Origin of the sequence: Synechococcus sp. N19 (assembly GCF_900474045.1) — a bacterium.
Taxonomy (GTDB): Bacteria; Cyanobacteriota; Cyanobacteriia; order PCC-6307; family Cyanobiaceae; genus Parasynechococcus.
The window spans coordinates 33,497-52,244 of sequence record NZ_UCNR01000015.1 but is presented as its reverse complement, the minus strand read 5'-3'; the positions used below and the strand labels follow the sequence as shown (position 1 = coordinate 52,244).

Sequence of the window (18,748 nt, the reverse complement as noted above, 5' to 3'; positions counted from 1 at the left end):
CCGGGCGGTTTCTGACAACACCAACTTTTGTGGCTTAGCTGTGAAGGCAACTCCTTGCCTATGACCAGCGGATCCCCGTTCGCGGTGCGCTGCACGCTCACCTTTGGCGATATCTACGGACAGGTGCTGGCCTGGATGGCCGTCATTTTTGTGAGCCTGGCTGCGGGGCTTGCCCTGATGGGCTCATCGCGACCGGTGTTTGCGCTGGTGGGAGTGGGGCTGATTTTGGTGCTCAGCCTGCCGTTTCTGCTCTTCGCCTTCGTCACAACGCTGCTGAATCACATCCAGCTCAACCCAGTTGAGGGGGAAGCCAACGCGTCTTGAGCATCCACGACAACAACAAACGAGGGCCTATCAACACGTCCGGAACGGCTATCCCGCGATGGTTCCGCAAGACGAGACCACGATCCCTTGGTCGGCCATCAGCTGGAGCTCGTTCCATCCTGCAAAACGATTAAGGGCAGACAGTCCTGGCGCAGGTGCGCTTTCTGGTTCAACAGAATGAACCAGCTGTTTTTGTTTCTGAGAAACAGCTTTCTTCATCAACAAGCCATCAATCAATGGCTTGCAATTGATTGATCCATCCAATTCGTCTTCTTTCTGGCCATAGCCCAGCCATCGGCACAATCTCCTCCACCCCTGATGACATTCCCAATAGTGTCAACAATCAGACGTGCCTGACCCGCAGACTCCCCTCGAGACAACTCAGTAACAGCGCCATTCAGGCTGAAAACCACTGACAAACAATCAACACCTTTCTGCAGAATATTATTCAAAGAAGAACCACTCTTCAAGACAAGCTTTGATTCGTTCCCTATGTATCCCTCACTTGAGGAGCCATCACTGAAAGTTCACAGATGGCCCTCAACGCGTCAGCATCACTGTGCTGAATCCGCTGCCTAAGCTCTGCGGACCAACGCAACCAACATGCTTCCTTCCTGGCTGTCTCCCCGCGGCGGCGCCGAATCCTCGGCCCCGGCAACGCACGCCGTGTTGGGAACGCCGCTGAAGGCACCCCTGATGGCGGACCAGGAGGAAGCAATCTTTGCCTGTGGATGCTTCTGGGGTGCTGAAAAAGGGTTCTGGCGACTGCCTGGGGTGGTGAGCACCGCTGTGGGGTATGCGGGCGGCCAGACCGAGAACCCCTCCTACAACGAGGTCTGCTCCGGCAGAACCGGGCACACGGAAGTGGTGCGCGTGGTGTGGAGCCGACCCGCCCTCGACTTCAGCGACCTGCTGAAACTGTTCTGGGAGTGCCACGACCCCACCCAGGGCAACAGGCAAGGCAACGACACCGGCAGCCAATACCGATCAGCCATCTACACGTTCAACCCAGAGCATCTGCAACTGGCCCTGGCCAGCCGGGATGCCTATCAAGTCGCCCTCTCGGCCAAGGGCTACGGGGCCATCACCACCGAAATTCTGGCGGACCAGACCTTCTATTTCGCCGAGGACTATCACCAGCAATACCTCGCCAAACCCGGCAGCCGCCCCTACTGCTCCGCCATGCCAACCCAGACGCTGCTTGGTGACTTCGAGGGATCGAACTACAAACTCCCGAAGCAGGTCTGGGACAAGTACGACTGGTCCATCAGCCACTGCGTGCTTCGATCCGACAACAGCCCGATCGCCCTGGGCTGATTCGGCCAAGATGAACAAGGTCCCGACCCATGTCATGCCCGAGCCCTGGTCTGATCGGCAGGTGATCCTGGCGATTGCCCTCACCTTGATTTTGGTACTGGGCCTGATCCTCGGCAGTGTCTCCCACAACCGAGAGCAGCAAGCCCCGATGCTGTGGCGGGAGACCCCCCAACCCAAAGCAACACCTTTGGCAATCTGACCACCAGCCAGCGGGCACGCTTCCTGTTGGTGCGATCGTGGGTGAAGAAGGACGCCTCCGTTCTGCAGTGAGTGAACGGCCTGATCCATCCGAGCAGCGTCAACTGCATCCCCTGCCGAGGGGACTGGTGGAGCTCTACGGCTTGATCGCCGTTCTGGTGGTGCTCATCCCCGAATGGCTGGCGGATGGAACCCTGAATCTGGGCCAAGCGAAAGGCCCTGCCTCACTCCCAATGCGCTCGAGAGCCTGGCGCACCCTGCCCGAGCTTCGTCTGGCGGCGATGACCCTGGCTGAGCTTCGCCAGGTCGCCGCAGAACTGCGGCTGTACCACTACGGATCCGCAACGAGAGACCAGCTCACCACTCGGTTGCTCAGGCGACTCAGACGCCGGGATGCACTGTGATAACTTAAATCTGACGGGGCGTGGCGCAGCTTGGTAGCGCACCACTTTGGGGTAGTGGGGGTCGTGGGTTCAAATCCCGCCGCTCCGATTCAACCGTCTTATTTCCCCACCTGAACATCAACACTTCAGGGATTGAGCCGGCGTTTTCGCCGGCTCTTTTTTTGCCTTCAGCGGCGGCCAGCGCCGGTCATCATCAGATGCCTGGAGGCATCAATCTGAAGCCAGCCTTCATCCCGCAACTGCCCCAACACGCGGATCACGGTCACCCGTGTGGTGCTGAGGGCACTGGCGATCTCCTGATGGGTCAGGCGAAGGTTGAGCCGCAACCCGGCCTCACAGGGTTCACCAAAGTCCTTGGCGAGCAGCTCCAAAAAGCCCCGGTTCGGACTGTCCAAACCGGGGCTTTTCATTCACCGAAAGTAGAGGTTTTCAGGGCTGAATGCTCGCCACCGCACTGCGGGATTTTTCGAGGATGCTGCCCCGCAGAGGCACAAAGCCCAGGGCCGCCGCCCGCTCCTGGGTGGAATCTTCCAGCATGTAGTTGAAGACGTCCCGCACAGCCTCGGCCTTGGCGCCATTGCCGTTGGCATAGGCCAGCACCCAGGTGAGGGTTGCGATGGGGTAGGCCCCAGCTGCCTCGGGGTTGGGATTGCTGCCCGCCAGATGCTCATCAAGCTCAATGCCGTTGAGGGCTTTGGCACCGGCCTCCACGGAGGGCTGGAGGAATTCACCGGATTTGTTCTGCAGCGCAGCAGCCTTCACATTCCCCTTGATGTACGACTGATTCACGTAACCGATCGCACCCTCACGGTTCTCGATCACTCCGGCCACCCCGGAATTGCCCTTGGCCCCTACGCCCACTGGCCACTTCACCGATTTGCCGCTGCCGAGGGTCCAATCGGTTGAGAAGGCCTGCATGGAATCGGCGAAGGCCTTGGTGGTGCCGGAGCCATCGGAGCGATGCACCCAGGTGATCGTGCCTGCTTCGCAGCCCAGCTCCTTCCAATCGCTGATGCCGCCCGTGGCCACCTCCACAGCCTGTTGCTGGGTGAGTTGAAGCTCGCAACCGGGCTTGTTGTATCCGAAGGCAATGGTTCCGCCCACCATCGGGATCTGAACCACTCCCTGGCTCACCTGCTTGCGATCGGCCTCTTTGATCGGGTCGTCCGAAGCGGCGAAATCCACGGTGCCATCAATGAAGGCTTTGCGACCGGAACCGGAACCCACCGCTTGGTAGTTCACCTTGATTCCACCGGAGCCGGCCAGATCGGCAAACCAACTCTGGTACACCTTGGCGGGGAAGGATGCTCCCGCCGCATTGAGGCTGGACACACTGGAGCTGCCACCACAGGCGGCGAGGCCAACAGCGAGGACACTCAGGCTTGAAACAACAAGGGAACGACGTGCCAAAACCGTTTGTGTGATTTAGCCCATCCTCTCGCGGAGCAGGAGAGCTTGGGTTAAGAGCCCTCTAACAACTGCCTAAATCGGTCCACCTTCAGGTGGTGGGCACAACGGTGGAGGCGACGGTGAGCCGCGTGGCCACCGCGTAACAGCGCAGCCAGCGGTTCACCCGTTTGCGGTGGGGGGAGGGAACCTCCTCAATCAACTGGCTGAGTTCATCCGCCCCCATGCGTCGCAGGGCACGCACATCTACATGCCAGAGCGCTTCGGCTTCGCGGATCAACCGCGCCCAGGTGCGCACCTGCTGCCACTGGCGCAGGCGGGAGCGAAGGGGGCGTTGATGGGGATGCAGAAAGGCCGTCATGGCTTCAGCGTGCTGCCTCAAGCGGCACTCTCTGCAAAATCACCCAGACCCTTCGGAGTGCTGAAGCAAATGCGCAGACTCAGGCGCTGAGGCGATCGGCTTCGAGCTCAACTGGGGCAACCGGAAAATCAAGTTCCGCCACCTCACGGTCGCTCAAACGACGGGTCCAGGCTCCCTTGATCGGATCGTTCCAGCGGAAACCCGCTGCCTTGGCCAGATGGCGTTCATCGAACGACACTCGGGCACGCATCAACTGGCGCGGTTCCAAGCCCCGTTCCAACAGCTGCTCCAGGTCGTCGCAGCGGGCGAAGACTTCCGCGATGTAGATGCAATCGCTGAGGGCGCGGTGGGCCGCCCAAACCGGAACGCCGTAGGCCAGGGCCAGGTCCCGCACCGACGGCCGCGAACGCAGCTGACGCTCCGCCGGCCAGCGGATGTCTTCCATGGTGCACAGCCACGGTGTTGCGGTGGCCGGCACAACACCGAGACCGAACCACTGGCGATCGAAGGCCGCGTTATGGGCCACCAGCAGATCGGCAGCTTCAAGCAGATGCTCAAACCACACCAGCGCCTCCCGCCAGGGCTGGGGCCTGCGGGTGACGGCGGCGGGGATCCGGTTGATCGCCTCTGCCGCGTTGGAGTCCACCGGCAAAAGAAACGATTGCTGGGCCAGCACCGAACGACTCGGCACATCAAACAAAATGCAGCCCAGCTCAAGACATTGGTCCTGCTGCGGATCCAGACCGGAGGTTTCGGTGTCGATGATCAGCAGGGTGGTGGGTGAGGCCTTTGGCGCATCCTCGGGCTGATCAGCCTTGGCCTCGGGTTCAGCGGCTGGTGGAACAGGCATCGGCATTGCCGCTGTTTGGGGCTCCGCCTGAGGCCTTGAAAATCCCGCAAGCAAATCGAGCTGTTCAGGCATGGCGCAGTGACTCCTCCCGCCCCTGATTCTCCCGCCCCGGGCAAGGTGCCTGCTGCCTAGGGTTCAACCTCTTCATCTCAATCGAATGGCCCTCGGGATCGGCGACCGGCTCCCCTCCTTCAGCCTGGAGGATCAGAACGGCGACCTTCGCACTCCCGCTTCGGTGCAGGGCCGCTGGCTGGTGCTGTTCTTCTATCCCAAGGACGACACACCTGGCTGCACAGCTGAAGCCTGCAGCTTCCGCGACAACGCAGAGAGCTTTGCTGCCCTCGATGCAGAGGTCTGGGGCATCAGCGGTGATGACGCCGTCAGCCACCGGCGTTTCGCCAGCCGCCACAACCTCACGTTTCCGCTGCTGTGCGACCGCAACAACGCCCTGCGCCGCGAGATGGGTGTGCCCAAAGCCCTTGGTCTGCTGCCCGGTCGTGTCACCTACATCGTTGATGGCGAGGGGGTGATCCGTCACACCTTCAGCAACCTCCTGGATGGCCCAGCCCACGTGCGTGAAGCACAGCAAGTGCTGAATCAGCTGCGCGGTTGAGCATGGCCAACTGGCGTCAGCTGGGTGCGATCTGGCAACTGCGGCCGGCCGAACCCACGGGATTGATCGAATTCATTGGCGGCAGCTATCTGGCGGCCACCCCCCAGATCAGCTACCGCAGGCTGTTGGAAGAGCTGGCGGCGGATGGGTTGGCAGTGCATGCCTGGGCCTATGTGCCCGGGTTCGATCATCAACGTCAGGCCCGCGATGCCTGGAGTGCCTTCCGCTCTGCGCGTCGCCAACTTGAGGAGCGCTGCGGGACCTTTGGGGCTCCGCTGCGGCTTGGCCACAGCCTGGGATGCAAGCTTCACCTGCTGGCCCCCGATGGGGGTCGGGGCAGCAGGGCTCTGGTGGCCCTGAGCTTCAACAACTTCAACGCCGATCGCTCGATTCCCCTCCTGGGGGAACTGGCACCAAGGCTCGGGGTGGAAACCGAGTTCAGCCCAAGCCCAGCTGAAACGCTTCGCTTGATCAGCCGCCACTACCAACAGGAGCGGAACCTGGTGGTGCGCTTCGGGCGCGATGAACTGGATCAAAGCGGCGATCTGATCCAGGCCCTGCGAGAACGTGCTTCCGACGCCAGCTCAACCCTGGAGCTGCCAGGCGATCACCTGACCCCGGCCAGTGCAGGGCTGCGGCGCAGCTTTCTCGGAGACTGGGCGGATGACCCCAGGCGGGTGGCGGTCATCCGTCAGCTGAGCCGAACCATCGGCCAGGCGATCAGGCCCTGAGGCGATCCAGCACGGAGCGATCTTCCAGGGTGCTGGTGTCGCCACTCACCTCCTGCCCCGCCGCCAGGGCCCGCAGGATCCGGCGCATGATCTTGCCGCTGCGGGTCTTGGGCAGGGCATCACTGCAACGGATCTCATCCGGCCGGGCAATCGGACCGATTTCCGTTCCCACGTGGGCGCGCAACTCCTTCACCAGGGCGTCATCGCCCTCGCGGCACGCCTCCAGGGTGACGAAGGCCACGATGCCTTCACCCTTGAGGTCGTCGGGCCGACCCACTACAGCCGCCTCCGCCACCGCAGGGTGACTGACGAGCGCTGATTCAATTTCCATCGTGCCGAGACGGTGGCCTGAGACGTTGATCACGTCATCGACGCGACCCATCACCCAGAAGTAGCCATCGGCATCCCGACGGGCACCATCCCCCGCGAAATAGAGGTAGGACCCATCGGCAGGACGGATGTGCTCCCAATAGCTCTCGCGGAAGCGTTGGGGGTTGCCATGCACGGTGCGCATCATTCCAGGCCAGGGGGCACGCACCGCCAGGTAGCCGCCTTCATCGGCACCGCAGCTGTTGCCTTCCGCATCGATGATGTCGGCCTGAATGCCGGGCAGGGGCAGGGTGGCGGAGCCGGGTTTGGTGGGCGTTGCCCCCGGCAGGGGGCTGATCATCACCCCGCCGGTTTCGGTCTGCCACCAGGTGTCGACGATCGGGCAGCGGTTGCCTCCAATCACGTCGCGATACCACATCCAGGCCTCCGGATTGATCGGTTCGCCGACGGTGCCGAGCAGCCGGAGGCTGCTCATGTCGAACTGATCCGGAACGGAGCGGCCGCTCTTCATGAACGCCCGGATGGCGGTGGGAGCCGTGTAGAAGATCGAGATCTTGTGTTTCTGGATCAACTCCCAGAAGGCACCGGGCTTGGACGGTCGCGGCGCACCCTCGTACATCACCGTCGTGGCACCGTTCGACAAGGGGCCGTAGACGATGTAGCTGTGGCCGGTGATCCAACCCACATCGGCAGTACACCAGAAGACATCCTCATCCCGGATGTCGAAGATCCACTGGAAGGTGAGGTGCGCCCAGAGGTTGTAGCCGGCGGTGGTGTGCACAACGCCCTTGGGCTTGCCGGTGGAGCCGGAGGTGTAGAGCACGAACAGTCGGTCCTCGCTGGCCATCGGCTCAGCGGGGCAGTCGGCACTCTGACCCTCCACCAGGTCATGCCACCACTGATCGCGACCGGAGACCATCTCCACGTCCTGCTTGGTGCGCTGCACCACAAGCACGCCGGTCACCGAGGGGCAGGCGCCATTGGCCAGCGCCGCATCCACCGCGGGCTTGAGTGACACCGGCTTGTCCTTGCGGAAGCCGCCATCAGCGGTAATCACCGCTTTCACTTCACCATCGTTGAGCCGATCCCTCAGGGCTTCGGCGGAAAAGCCGCCGAACACCACTGAATGGGGTGCACCGATGCGCGCGCAGGCGAGCATGGCGATCGCCGCTTCCGGCACCATCGGCATGTAGAGCGCCACAAGGTCACCCTTGCCGATGCCCATGGCCTTGAGGCCATTGGCGGCTTTGCACACCTCGGCATGAAGTTCCTGGTAAGTGAGCCGGCGCACATCCCCCGGTTCTCCCTCCCAGATCAACGCTGTCTTCTGCGCCGTTGGCCCATCGAGATGACGGTCCAGGCAGTTGTAGGAGAGGTTGGTGGTGCCACCCTCAAACCAGCGCGCGAACGGAGGATTCGACCAATCGAGCACGGTGTGGAAGGGCTCGAACCAATGCAGTTCTCGACGGGCGGCCTCACCCCAGAACGCATCAGGATCGTTTTTGGCGGCATCGGCCATGGCCCGGTAAGCCTCGAGGCTGCCGATGCGCGCTTTGGCGGAGGTGTCTGCTGGCGGCTCGAACACCCGCTGCTCCTGCAGCACGCTTTCGATGGTGGTGTTGGCGTCGGTCACAGGAGACTACGCAGTGCTTCTCCTGGAAGGGTAAGGAGCAGGACCCCGCTTGATCCAGGTCCCGTATCAATCCGTCGGACGATAATGCAGTCGATGCGAAACGATTGAGCTGGGCATCGCCATCCCGGGATGAAACTGCCACCTGCCGCTTGCCTGTTCGATCTGGATGGGCTTCTGCTCGACACCGAGCCGCTGCATGGCCGGGGCTGGTGGGAAGCCGCGGCCCACTTCGGCACCCAGCTGAGCGAGGCCCAGTTGATGCAGCTGAAGGGCCGTCGCCGGCTCGACTGTGCGGCCCAGGTGGATGCATGGCTGGCGAAACCGGTGGGCGCGGATGCGCTGTTGGCGGTGCAGCAGCCAATCGTGCGTGCCCTGCTTCCGGATGCTGCCCCGATGCCTGCCGCGCAGGAGCTGGTGGCGCATTGCCACAACCGGGGCATCCCCATGGCACTGGTCACCAGCAGCAGCAGCGAGGCCATTGCATTCAAAGCAGCACCCCATCCCTGGCTGGAGCTGATCCAGGAACGGGTCTACGGCGACGATCCCGAGCTCAACGCGGGCAAACCCGACCCCGCACCCTTTCGACTTGCTGCTCACCGGTTGGGGCTCAACCCAAGCAAGTGCTGGGCCCTGGAGGATTCCCAGGCCGGCAGCCAATCAGCCCTTGGCGCTGGGTGTCAGGTCTGGCTGGTGAGCCCCAAGGGCTCAGACCAACCCGACCTGAACACCAACCCCTGTGCCATCAACAGCCTGGCTGTTGTGTGGAAGCTGTTGGCTTGAAGTCGCTGCTCAGTACAGGCGGCTGAGGACAAAGTCCGGCAGTTCCATCAAGGCGCGTTGCGCCGCAGACTCCGGCAGCCAAGCGATCGATTCCCGGGATTCGCGGGCAAAGGTTTCCGCCAGCTCACGGGTGCGTTCAATCGCCTTGGAGGCCCGCACCATCTCCAGTGCCTTGTCCAGGTCACCGGGCTCAGAGAACTGGCGATCGATCAACGGCTGCAGCGATGGATGCTCCTCAAGGGCATAGAAGGTGGGAGCCGTGAGATAGCCGCTAGCGAGATCACTGGCGGCGGGCTTGCCGAGCTGCTGGTCGCTTCCGGTGAAATCGAGGATGTCATCCACCACCTGGAAGGCCAGGCCCAACCGGCGACCGAATTGATAGAGGCTGTCGAGCTGGGAGGGTGAGCAACCGCTGAGCACGCCTGCGGCACGGCAGCTGTTGGCAATCAGGGATGCCGTCTTGCAGTAGCTCTTTTCGAGGTAGGTCTCAAAGGTTTGGGCCGTATCGAAGCGGTAGAGGCCCTGCTTCACCTCCCCATCCGCGAGATCCATGATCACGCGGCTAAGCAGCTTGACGACATCGAGGTCATCGAGATTGGCGAGGTGCCAGCTGGCCTGAGCGAAGAGGAAGTCGCCGGCAAGAACGGCAACCCGGGCATCGAACCGGCTGTGGACCGTGTCCACCCCGCGCCGGGTGGAAGCCTCATCCACCACATCGTCGTGAACGAGCGAGGCCGTGTGGATCATTTCAGTGATCTCAGCCAGGCGGCGGTGGCGGGGCGTGAGCTCTCCCTGCGGAGACAGGGCCCGCGACAGAAGCAGAACAATGCCGGGGCGCAACCGCTTGCCACCGGCGCTGAACAGATGCTCGGCAGCGGCCTGGAGGATGGGGTGACCTGCCCCGATCAGGCTGCGCAGGTCTCCGAGCAGGGTTTCAAGATCTGTCTCTACCGGTTGGAGTAGCTCGGTAACGGTGCTCATGACTCCCCTCGGCGCCGCGATCCTAGTGGTCCCACGCTCAGTCCTGCAGCAGCTGAAGGCTGACGGCAGGCCGCTGGCCCAGCCAGGGGGTGGCGCGCACTGCGAAGCCATCGGGGTCTGCGGTGACGCAGAAGCGGCAGCTGTCCAAGGAAAACGGCCTTGAGGCCGGCGAGATGCGCGCCGGTGGCCCCAGAACGGCATCCAGCTGACGGGCCACGCCGATGGCCGGGTCAATGATCTGGACCGACTCCGGAAGCAGCTGACGCAACAGCGGCACCAATAACGGGTAATGGGTGCAACCCAGCACGATCGAGTCCACGGAGGCTGCCAGCAGAGGTTCGAGATAGGCCTGGGCCGCACGACGCAGGTCGTCGCTGTTCATCTCGCCGGCTTCGATCAGGGGTACAAAGGCAGGACAGGCCTGCTCGATCACCACCGAGCCGGGATGAAGCGCTTCGATGCTGGCCCGGTAGGCCGAGGAGGCCACGGTGGCTGGTGTGGCCAGCACGCCAACACGGCGCGTTTCCACCATCGCGGCGGCGGCGCCGATCAGACCGATCACCGGCACCCCGGCCTGGCCCTCGGCCACATCCCTCGCCAGGGCATTGGTGGTGTTGCAGGCCATCACCACCGTGGAAACCTGTTGGCCACGCAACCAACCCACCACTTCTGCAGCGATGCGCCGGATGTCATCCGGTTGACGGTTGCCATAGGGAACCCGGGCCGTATCACCGAGGTAGACGCAGGGCACCGGTCCATGGCGTTCAAGCACGCGACGAAGAACCGTCAGGCCACCGAGGCCGCTGTCGAAGAACCCCAGCAGTTGCTTCGTCATCGCACCTCCTGCTTGAGGTAGTTGAGGATGCCGGCCGCCAGGGCCAAGGCCAGGCGGCGGCGATGGTCGGCCTTGGCCAGACGCGGTGCATCAATCGCCCCGGTGACGAATCCCATCTCCACCAGAGCCGAAGGCATGGTGCTGCGCCGGATCACGAAGAAGCGACCACGTCTGACGCCGCGGTTCGGTGTTCCGGGGGACACATCCATCATCTGCTGCTGCAGATAGGACGCGAGGCGTCCAGAACGGGGGTCCGAGAAGAAGAACGTCTCGATCCCGTTCACATCCGGACGATTCATGCTCAGGGCATTCGCATGGATGCTCACGAAGGCCGTGGCCCCACTGCGGTTCGCTAGGGACACCCGCGGCGGCAGGTCCACATCCACTTCACGGGTGCGGGTCAAGCGCACGTCCACGCCCCTCGCCCGCAGCAGGTCGGCCACCTGAAGCGACACATCCAAAACCACGTCGGTCTCGCGCAGACCGCCGATGCCGATGGCCCCCGGATCAGGGCCGCCATGACCGGGGTCGATCACGATGCGATAGCGGTTGCGGGCCACCGTGGGCAGCCCGGAAGGATCCACCGGCGTGCGGGTGGGACGGAATCCACCCGGTGGGAGCCAGGCCGTGGCACGACCGCTGAGGTCACCTTCACCGAAATCATCCAAGCCGCGGGTGGGCAGGCCTGTGAACACCAGTTCCCAACGGTCCGGAGCGGTTCCACGCAGGCGCAGATCGTTGGGGTTGAGATCCACATCAGGGCGGAATTCCACCACCAGACGGGTGGCACCCGCGCGGGGTTTGCCCAGCCGGATCTCACGGACGGCACCGCGCCCCGCCAGGCGCCGCGGGAATCTGAGCTCACCTGGAATATCAATCCAGACCCGGGTGCCGCGGCCATCGCTGGCAGCCTGAAAAAACGCTTCCAAGCGAGCGTTCCGGCTGGTGCGCAGCTTGAGCACCCCCTCCTCGGTGAAGGCCCAGGCGGCCAGGGCACTGGCGGCTCGGGCAGGCAACGCCTGGGTGAATGCCGTGCACTGCAGGGCTGCGGCCAGAAGCCAGGCCATCCGTCGGGATGAGGCCGGAGCCATGGCGCTCAGAACAGCGTGGGTTGGCGGTGCCGAAGGCTCGGCATCTGACCCCGAACATGACCGAGGTGGTTGGTGTTCACCGGAGCAATGGCGGCTCCCGCCTGGACACCCGCATCCGCGAGGACCGTTCCCCAGGGATCAATCACCAGGGCGTGTCCATGGCTCTGACGGCGACCGTGGTGGACACCGGTCTGAGCCGGAGCAAGGACATAGGCCGTGTTTTCAATGGCCCTGGCCTGCAAAAGCACCTGCCAGTGGTCTTTTCCGGTGAAAGCCGTGAATGCCGCAGGAATCATCAACAGGTCTGCGCCGGCACCGACGAGATGGCGATAGAGCTCAGGAAACCGCACGTCGTAGCAAATGGACAGCCCCACCTTGCAGAGACCAGGAATCTCAACGACCGGAGGCAGATCCCTGCCTGGGTTCACCGTTGCCGACTCGCGGTAGGTGTTGCCGTCCGGCAGGTCGACATCAAAGAGGTGAATCTTGTCGTAACGGCCCAGGAGCATGCCGTCACGGTCGACAAGCTCAGCGCGGTTCAGGGTTCGCGATCCATCACCCACCGGCACAGGAAAGCCACCACCCAGCAGCGCCACCTGATAGCGACGCGCCATGGTCACCAGGAAGCGACTGCTCTGCTCCGCCAGGGTGGGAGCCAGCTCCAGGCGCCGGCTGTCTTCGCCCATGAAAGCGAAGTTCTCCGGCAGACCGATCAGCTCGGCACCACGGCGGGCAGCCAGATCGATCTGCTCTTCAGCTGCATTGAAGTTGAGCGCCGGGTCCTGACCGCTCGTCAGCTGGACAGCAGCCGCCAGGAAGTCGCTCACATGCACTGATCAGATGAGCGAACTTTAGTGAGGGTCAGGCCGCCCGAAGCACCCCAGGCTCGACCTGTGTCGGAACGACACTGAGCTGATCGAGGCCAGCACAGCAGCGGAAATCCGCGTCGTGATCGCCAAGGCGAATCAAGCGCTGACCATGGGTCGCCGTGCGAAGACAAGCCTCTGGTTCGGATTGCCACTGACGCCAGAGGGAGACGGCTGCTGTGAGTTCGTCGTTGGCGGCACTGCTCCCGGTGGGATCCAGCTCCAGCAAGCGATGGCCCAAGGCACCAGCGGCCAGGGAATCCTCGAGGGAGTAGGCCCCCTCCCAACCGCTGCCGACAATCGCCACGTGGCTGGGTTGTTTTTCCAGCAAGCGCTGGGCCACGGCTTCACGGTTCGGCAACGCCGCCGTAAGCAGCAGGGGAACCTCGCAGACACGATCGAGCGCCCGGGTGCCATTGGTGGTGCTCATGAACAGACGCTTGCCAGCCACCCGCTCCGGCGTCGCGGCAACGGGTGAATTGCCCAGGTCAAACCCCTCGAGCATCTGCCCACCGCGCTCACCAAGGAGCAACCGAGCATCGGCAGGCCATGCCGCTGCCGCAGCGCGCAGATCGTCGAGGCTGGCGAAGGCCTGCACCGCCTCGGCACCGTTGTGCAACGACCAGGCAATGGTGGTGGTGGCCCGCAGCACATCAATCACCACCGCCGCATCGGGGCGGAGGTCCTGCGGCATCTCTGCCGGCACATGGAAGTAGGAGATCTGCATGGCCACGCTGAACACCGGCGTGCGACACAGTACCGAGGCCGCTTGCGCCGAGACCGTCATCCCATGGCCCTGTTCCAATCCGGTCCGGCCACCCGAGATCTGCGGGGCTTCCTGAAGCTGCTCGAGGACCGCGGCCAGTTGCGCCGGATCACAGCACCGGTGGATCCCGACCTTGAGCTGGCGGCCATTGCCGATCGGGTGCTGAGCCAAGGGGGCCCCGCCCTGCTGTTCGAGAACGTGATCGGCTCGTCGATGCCGGTGGCCGTCAACACCCTCGGCACCGTGGAACGGGTGGTGTGGAGCATGGGCCTCGAACGGGCCGAGCAGCTGGAGGAGCTTGGGTCACGCCTGGCCCTGCTGCAGCAACCCCGCCCCCCCAAAGGTCTGGAGGAAACCAAACAGTTCGCGCGGGTCTTCTGGGACCTGGTCAAGGCCAAGCCCGACCGCGACCTCACACCCCCCTGCCGTCAGCAGGTGTTCCACGGCGATGAGGTCAATCTCAACAACATCCCGCTGATCCGGCCCTGGCCAGGGGATGCAGGGGGCGTGATCACGCTTGGACTGGTGATCACCAAAGACCCCGAAACCGGTGTCCCCAACGTGGGTGTCTACCGGCTTCAGAAGCAGTCGGTGAACACGATGACCGTGCACTGGTTGAGCGTGCGCGGTGGTGCCCGCCACCTGCGCAAAGCAGCCGCCATGGGCAAGAAGCTGGAGGTGGCGGTGGCCATCGGCGTGCACCCGCTGCTGGTGATGGCCGCAGCCACACCGATCCCGGTGCAACTCAGCGAGTGGCTGTTCGCAGGCATCTATGCCGGAGAAGGGGTTCGTCTGGCCCCCTGCAAAACCATCGACCTGCAGGTGCCCAGCCACAGCGAAGTGGTGCTGGAGGGAACGATCACCCCTGGTGAAGTGCTGCCGGATGGCCCCTTCGGGGATCACATGGGGTTCTACGGCGGTGTGGAGGACTCACCTCTGGTGCGCTTCCACTGCATGACCCAACGGCGGGATCCGGTGTTTCTCACCACCTTCAGCGGCCGTCCTCCAAAGGAAGAAGCGATGCTGGCCATCGCGCTGAACCGGATCTACACGCCGATCCTGCGGCAGCAGATCCCAGAGATCACCGACTTCTTCCTGCCGATGGAAGCGCTCAGCTACAAGCTTGCGGTGATCTCGATCGACAAGGCCTATCCGGGGCAGGCCAAGCGTGCTGCCATGGCCTTCTGGAGTGCCCTGCCGCAATTCACTTACACCAAGTTCGTTGTGGTGGTGGACAGTCACATCAACGTGCGCGACCCGCGTCAAGTGGTCTGGGCCATCGCGGCTCAGGTGGATCCCCAGCGCGACCTGTTCACCCTGGAAAACACCCCCTTCGACACCCTTGACTTCGCCAGCGAGCAGTTGGGCCTGGGGGGACGACTGGCCATTGATGCCACCACCAAGGTGGGACCTGAGAAAAATCACGAATGGGGCGAACCCCTCAGCCGTCCGGCGGATCTGGAACAGCGGGTCAGCGACCGCTGGGCCGAGCTGGGTCTGGAGGACCTCGGCACCGACGACCCCGACCCCAGCCTCTTCGGCTATGCCCTCGATCGCCTGATTCAGGGCCTGAAGACCGGCCAATAGGATCAGCCCAACGACGAAACAACCTTGAGCGGCACAGGCCAATCCGACGACCCCCGTGAGCTCAAGGCCGGAGGAAGCCTCCAGGGACGGGTGAAGGTTCCAGGGGATAAATCGATCTCGCACCGATCGCTGCTGTTCGGCGCCATCGCAGAGGGCACCACAACCATTGATGGTCTGCTCCCGGCCGAAGACCCCCTGAGCACCGCCGCCTGCCTGCGGGCCATGGGCGTCAGCATCAGCCCGATCACCGATGGCGGCATCGTCACCGTTGAAGGGGTTGGCCTGGACGGATTGCAGGAGCCAGCAGAAGTGCTCGACTGCGGCAACTCCGGTACCACGATGCGACTGATGCTGGGCCTGCTGGCGGGCCGCGACGGTCGCCACTTCGTGCTGGATGGCGATGCCTCCCTGCGCCGCCGCCCGATGCGTCGGGTGGGCCAACCGTTGGCCTCGATGGGTGCAGAAGTGCGTGGCCGTGATGGGGGCAACCTGGCGCCGCTGGCGGTTCAAGGGCGCCAGCTGAAAGGAACGGTGATCGGCACGCCCGTGGCCAGTGCTCAGGTGAAATCAGCCCTGCTTCTGGCTGCGCTCACGGCCGAGAGCCCGACCACGGTGATCGAACCGGCCCAGTCCCGTGATCACAGCGAGCGGATGCTGAAGGCCTTCGGTGCTGATCTCATCGTTGGCGGCGAAATGGGACGGCACATCAGCGTGCGTCCCGGCGCCACCCTGCAGGGCCAGAACGTGGTGGTCCCTGGTGACATCAGCTCGGCGGCCTTCTGGCTTGTGGCTGGAGCCCTGATTCCAGGTGCCGATCTCACCATCGAAAACGTGGGGCTGAATCCAACACGCACCGGGATCCTGGAGGTGCTGGAGCAGATGGGTGCCCAGATCGAGGTGCTCAACCCCCGCGACGTGGCGGGCGAACCGGTGGGCGATCTGCGGGTGACCCACGGCCCATTGAAGCCCTTCAACTTCGGCGAGCAGATCATGCCCCGCCTCGTGGATGAAGTGCCGATCCTCAGCGTCGCCGCCTGTTTCTGCGAGGGCGAAAGCCGGATCAGTGGAGCGTCTGAACTGCGGGTGAAGGAAACCGATCGGCTGGCGGTGATGGCGCGTCAGCTCAAGGCCATGGGTGCCGACATTGATGAGCATGAGGACGGCATGACCATCCGCGGCGGTCGACCGCTCAAGGGAGCCGTGCTGGACAGCGAAACCGATCACCGGGTGGCGATGAGCCTCGGCGTGGCGGCCATGCTCGCCGACGGCAACTCGAGCCTGGCGAGAAGCGAAGCTGCAGCCGTGTCGTATCCCTCGTTCTGGGACGAACTTGAACGGCTCCGCTGCTGAGCTCGGTGCGCTCCGCGTCTATCCGACGGCGGATGGCAGCTTCAGCCTGCACAGCGATCACTTCGGCGAGGCCTTTCACAACTCGGCGGGAGCCCTGAATGAGGCCCGGGCCAAGTTCGTCCAACCCGCTGAGCTGCAGCGCTTCGGCAAAGGCTCTGATTTAAGGATCCTGGATGTGTGCCTGGGGCTCGGCTACAACACGGCCGCTGTGCTGGAAGCCTTGCCGACGGCAGAGCCGAAGCTGCAGTGGTGGGGGCTTGAGCTGGACCGCCGGCCCTTGGAACAAGCCTTGGAGCAGGCCAGTTTCCAATCCTTCTGGTCAGCCCCGGTGCTGGCGAAGCTTGAAGCCATTCGCGACGACGGCTGCTGGAAAGAGCCCAGCAGCTGGAAAGAACCCAACAACTGGCAAGAACCCAACAGCCAAGGGATCCAGCTCTGGGGCGATGCCAGATCGATGCTCCAGGAGATTCCCGAGCCCGTTCGCTTTGATCTGGTGCTGTTGGACGCCTTCTCGCCCCAGCGTTGCCCGGAACTGTGGAGCGAGGAATTCCTGGGAGCGCTGGCGCAGCGCTTGGCTCCGCAGGGACGGTTGCTCACCTACAGCCGTTCCGCCGCGGTGCGGGCCAGCCTGAAGCGGGCGGGATTGAGCCTTTATTCCCTGCTGCCAGCCCCGGGCGAACGGGTGGGATGGAGCAGCGGCACCATGGCCACGCCTGCAGACGCCACCTGTCCTCTGGACGGCCCCGGTTGGCGCCAGCTCTCGGCGATGGAATGGGAACACCTGCAGACCCGGGCGGCCGTGCCATTTCGTGATCCCCAGGGCAACGCCACAGCTGAAGACATCCTTGAGCGCCGCCGCCTTGAACAGGAGCATTGCGGTTATGAACCCACCAATGCCTGGCAAAGGCGCTGGCGCAAGGACAGTCCGTCCTGAGCCCGGTAGATTCCGCCCGTCTTCCCCTCGCTCCGCATGCTTGCCGTAGCCGTACTGGCCGCTGGAAAAGGCACCCGCATGAAGAGCGCACTCCCGAAAGTGCTCCAACCGCTGGCGGGAGCCACCCTGGTGGAACGGGTGCTCGCCAGTGCCGGCAACCTGAAACCGGAACGGCGGCTGCTGATCGTTGGGCATCAAGCCGAACGGGTGGAGCAGCAGCTGGCACCGCTCGGAGGCCTGGAATTTGTTCTGCAGCAGCCCCAGAACGGCACGGGCCATGCGGTGCAACAGCTGATCCCATCGCTGCAGGGCTTTGAAGGGGAACTGCTCGTGCTCAACGGCGATGTACCGCTGCTGCGACGTGAAACCATCGACGCATTGGTGCAACAGCACCGGGCCAGCGGTGCCGATGTCACCCTTCTGACGGCACGGCTCGAGAATCCCACCGGTTACGGGCGTGTGTTCGCCGATGCCGAGGGCCAGGTGAGCAGCATCATTGAGCATCGCGATTGCACAGACGAGCAACGCAGCAACAACCTCACCAACGCCGGGATCTACTGCTTCAACTGGACAGCCCTGGCCAACGTTCTGCCGAAGCTCAGCACCGACAACGATCAGGGGGAGCTCTATCTCACCGACACGGTGGCGATGCTGCCGAAGGCCATGCACCTTGAGGTGGCCGATGCCGATGAGGTGAACGGCATCAACAACCGGCGGCAACTGGCCCAGTGCGAAGCCCTGCTGCAGCAACGGTTGCGCCACCATTGGATGAATGAAGGGGTCACCTTCGTTGATCCCGAAAGCTGCACTCTCAGCGAAGGCTGCAGTTTCGGCCGCGATGTGGTGATCGAACCGCAAACCCACTTCCGCGGCCGTTGCGTGGTCGGCGACAACTCCCGGATCGGCCCCGGCAGCCTGATCGAGGACGCGTCGGTTGGGACCAATGTCAGTGTGGTGCACTCTGTGGTGCGAGAGGCCAACGTCGGCAATGACGTTGCCATCGGTCCCTTTGCTCACCTCCGGCCGGCCGCTGATGTCGGTGATGGCTGCCGCATCGGCAACTTTGTGGAGGTGAAGAAAAGCCAGCTGGGGGCTGGCACCAAGGTGAACCACCTCAGCTACATCGGCGACGCCCAACTGGGGGAGAAGGTCAACGTGGGGGCCGGAACCATCACCGCCAACTACGACGGGGTGAACAAGCACCGCACCGTGATCGGCAGCCACAGCAAAACCGGTGCCAATTCCGTGCTGGTGGCCCCCATCAACGTCGGTGAACGCGCCACCATCGGTGCCGGGTCAACGATCACCAAGGATGTGGCGGATGGCGCCCTGGCAATCGGTCGCGCCCGCCAGATGACCAAGGACGGCTGGGCGGAACGAAAGGTTTAGT

Annotated in this window: 21 protein-coding genes, 1 tRNA gene and 1 pseudogene; 12 read left to right on the top strand and 11 right to left on the bottom strand. The window is 63.6% G+C overall.

Annotated elements, in window-relative coordinates; translation table 11 throughout:
* Positions 1-60 precede the first annotated feature (60 nt).
* Complete coding sequence (locus DXY02_RS08925) at positions 61-324, top strand: hypothetical protein (protein WP_011364125.1); 264 nt, start codon at positions 61-63, stop codon at positions 322-324.
* 48 nt (positions 325-372) lie between these two features.
* Here the strand turns inward: DXY02_RS08925 and DXY02_RS08920 are convergent, their stop codons facing one another.
* Positions 373-627: a hypothetical protein gene (locus tag DXY02_RS08920; protein WP_114989012.1), complete on the bottom strand. Its 255-nt coding sequence runs from the start codon at positions 625-627 to the stop codon at positions 373-375.
* Between the two features lie 300 nt (positions 628-927).
* On the opposite strand from DXY02_RS08920, the gene msrA reads away from it, so the two are divergent.
* From msrA to DXY02_RS08905, 4 genes are all read left to right on the top strand, one after another.
* Positions 928-1,641: a peptide-methionine (S)-S-oxide reductase MsrA gene (gene msrA / locus DXY02_RS08915; protein WP_114989011.1), complete on the top strand. Its 714-nt coding sequence runs from the start codon at positions 928-930 to the stop codon at positions 1,639-1,641.
* A 10-nt stretch (positions 1,642-1,651) separates the two neighbouring features.
* On the top strand, positions 1,652-1,840 hold the full coding sequence (locus tag DXY02_RS12265; protein WP_137024499.1) for a hypothetical protein: 189 nt from the start codon (positions 1,652-1,654) through the stop codon (positions 1,838-1,840).
* A 67-nt stretch (positions 1,841-1,907) separates the two neighbouring features.
* On the top strand, positions 1,908-2,243 hold the full coding sequence (locus DXY02_RS08910) for a hypothetical protein (protein WP_114989010.1): 336 nt from the start codon (positions 1,908-1,910) through the stop codon (positions 2,241-2,243).
* A 14-nt stretch (positions 2,244-2,257) separates the two neighbouring features.
* Positions 2,258-2,331 (top strand) — tRNA-Pro (locus DXY02_RS08905).
* A gap of 79 nt (positions 2,332-2,410) precedes the next feature.
* Here DXY02_RS08905 and DXY02_RS08900 read toward each other — a convergent pair.
* From DXY02_RS08900 to DXY02_RS08885, 4 genes and pseudogenes are all read right to left on the bottom strand, one after another.
* Positions 2,411-2,623, bottom strand: a pseudogene (locus DXY02_RS08900) (replication/maintenance protein RepL); the annotation flags it as partial.
* Between the two features lie 49 nt (positions 2,624-2,672).
* Positions 2,673-3,653 carry a phosphate ABC transporter substrate-binding protein PstS gene (gene pstS, locus DXY02_RS08895; protein WP_114989009.1) on the bottom strand — a complete coding sequence of 327 codons (981 nt, stop codon included), beginning with the start codon at positions 3,651-3,653 and terminating at the stop codon, positions 2,673-2,675.
* Positions 3,654-3,741: 88 nt separating this feature from the next.
* Positions 3,742-4,011, bottom strand: coding sequence for a hypothetical protein (locus DXY02_RS08890; protein WP_114989008.1), 270 nt, complete (start codon positions 4,009-4,011; stop codon positions 3,742-3,744).
* Between the two features lie 79 nt (positions 4,012-4,090).
* Positions 4,091-4,933 carry a 3'-5' exonuclease gene (locus tag DXY02_RS08885; RefSeq protein ID WP_114989007.1) on the bottom strand — a complete coding sequence of 281 codons (843 nt, stop codon included), beginning with the start codon at positions 4,931-4,933 and terminating at the stop codon, positions 4,091-4,093.
* Positions 4,934-5,018: 85 nt separating this feature from the next.
* Between DXY02_RS08885 and DXY02_RS08880 the strand changes: the two genes are divergently transcribed.
* Both DXY02_RS08880 and DXY02_RS08875 read left to right on the top strand, forming a co-directional pair.
* On the top strand, positions 5,019-5,474 hold the full coding sequence (locus tag DXY02_RS08880; protein ID WP_114989006.1) for a peroxiredoxin: 456 nt from the start codon (positions 5,019-5,021) through the stop codon (positions 5,472-5,474).
* 2 nt (positions 5,475-5,476) lie between these two features.
* Complete coding sequence (locus DXY02_RS08875) at positions 5,477-6,205, top strand: DUF1350 family protein (protein ID WP_114989005.1); 729 nt, start codon at positions 5,477-5,479, stop codon at positions 6,203-6,205.
* On the opposite strand, the gene acs is transcribed toward DXY02_RS08875, so the two are convergent.
* The gene (gene acs / locus DXY02_RS08870) at positions 6,195-8,168 is read right to left on the bottom strand and encodes an acetate--CoA ligase (protein WP_114989004.1); all 1,974 of its coding nucleotides are present in this window, start codon (positions 8,166-8,168) and stop codon (positions 6,195-6,197) included. The genes DXY02_RS08875 and acs overlap by 11 nt on opposite strands.
* 129 nt (positions 8,169-8,297) lie before the next feature.
* On the opposite strand from acs, the gene DXY02_RS08865 reads away from it, so the two are divergent.
* Positions 8,298-8,948, top strand: coding sequence for an HAD family phosphatase (locus DXY02_RS08865; protein ID WP_114989003.1), 651 nt, complete (start codon positions 8,298-8,300; stop codon positions 8,946-8,948).
* 9 nt (positions 8,949-8,957) lie between these two features.
* Here DXY02_RS08865 and sds read toward each other — a convergent pair whose 3' ends face one another.
* From sds to DXY02_RS08840, 5 genes are read right to left on the bottom strand one after another with little or no spacing between them, the layout of a single operon-like run.
* A complete protein-coding gene (gene sds, locus DXY02_RS08860) occupies positions 8,958-9,929 on the bottom strand; it encodes a solanesyl diphosphate synthase (RefSeq protein ID WP_114989002.1) in 972 nt (323 codons plus the stop codon).
* 37 nt (positions 9,930-9,966) lie between these two features.
* Entirely contained in the window at positions 9,967-10,764 is a 798-nt protein-coding gene (gene murI, locus DXY02_RS08855) for a glutamate racemase (protein WP_114989001.1), read from the bottom strand.
* On the bottom strand, positions 10,761-11,855 hold the full coding sequence (locus DXY02_RS08850) for an N-acetylmuramoyl-L-alanine amidase (protein ID WP_114989000.1): 1,095 nt from the start codon (positions 11,853-11,855) through the stop codon (positions 10,761-10,763). Before DXY02_RS08850 ends, murI begins: the two co-directional genes overlap by 4 nt.
* Before the next feature lie 5 nt (positions 11,856-11,860).
* Positions 11,861-12,682 (bottom strand): carbon-nitrogen hydrolase family protein, encoded by an 822-nt coding sequence (locus tag DXY02_RS08845; RefSeq protein ID WP_114988999.1) that lies wholly within the window; start codon positions 12,680-12,682, stop codon positions 11,861-11,863.
* A gap of 34 nt (positions 12,683-12,716) precedes the next feature.
* Entirely contained in the window at positions 12,717-13,448 is a 732-nt protein-coding gene (locus DXY02_RS08840; RefSeq protein ID WP_114988998.1) for a 2-phosphosulfolactate phosphatase family protein, read from the bottom strand.
* A gap of 63 nt (positions 13,449-13,511) precedes the next feature.
* Between DXY02_RS08840 and DXY02_RS08835 the strand changes: the two genes are divergently transcribed.
* The 4 genes from DXY02_RS08835 to glmU are packed head-to-tail and all read left to right on the top strand — an operon-like array spanning position 13,512 to position 18,747.
* Complete coding sequence (locus DXY02_RS08835) at positions 13,512-15,074, top strand: UbiD family decarboxylase (RefSeq protein ID WP_114988997.1); 1,563 nt, start codon at positions 13,512-13,514, stop codon at positions 15,072-15,074.
* Between the two features lie 24 nt (positions 15,075-15,098).
* Positions 15,099-16,424: a 3-phosphoshikimate 1-carboxyvinyltransferase gene (gene aroA, locus DXY02_RS08830; protein WP_114988996.1), complete on the top strand. Its 1,326-nt coding sequence runs from the start codon at positions 15,099-15,101 to the stop codon at positions 16,422-16,424.
* Positions 16,405-17,358, top strand: a complete 954-nt coding sequence (locus DXY02_RS08825) for a tRNA (5-methylaminomethyl-2-thiouridine)(34)-methyltransferase MnmD (RefSeq protein WP_114988995.1) — start codon at positions 16,405-16,407, stop codon at positions 17,356-17,358. Before aroA ends, DXY02_RS08825 begins: the two co-directional genes overlap by 20 nt.
* Positions 17,359-17,394: 36 nt before the next feature.
* Positions 17,395-18,747: a bifunctional UDP-N-acetylglucosamine diphosphorylase/glucosamine-1-phosphate N-acetyltransferase GlmU gene (glmU, locus tag DXY02_RS08820; protein WP_114988994.1), complete on the top strand. Its 1,353-nt coding sequence runs from the start codon at positions 17,395-17,397 to the stop codon at positions 18,745-18,747.
* The last annotated feature ends 1 nt before the right edge of the window (position 18,748 follow it).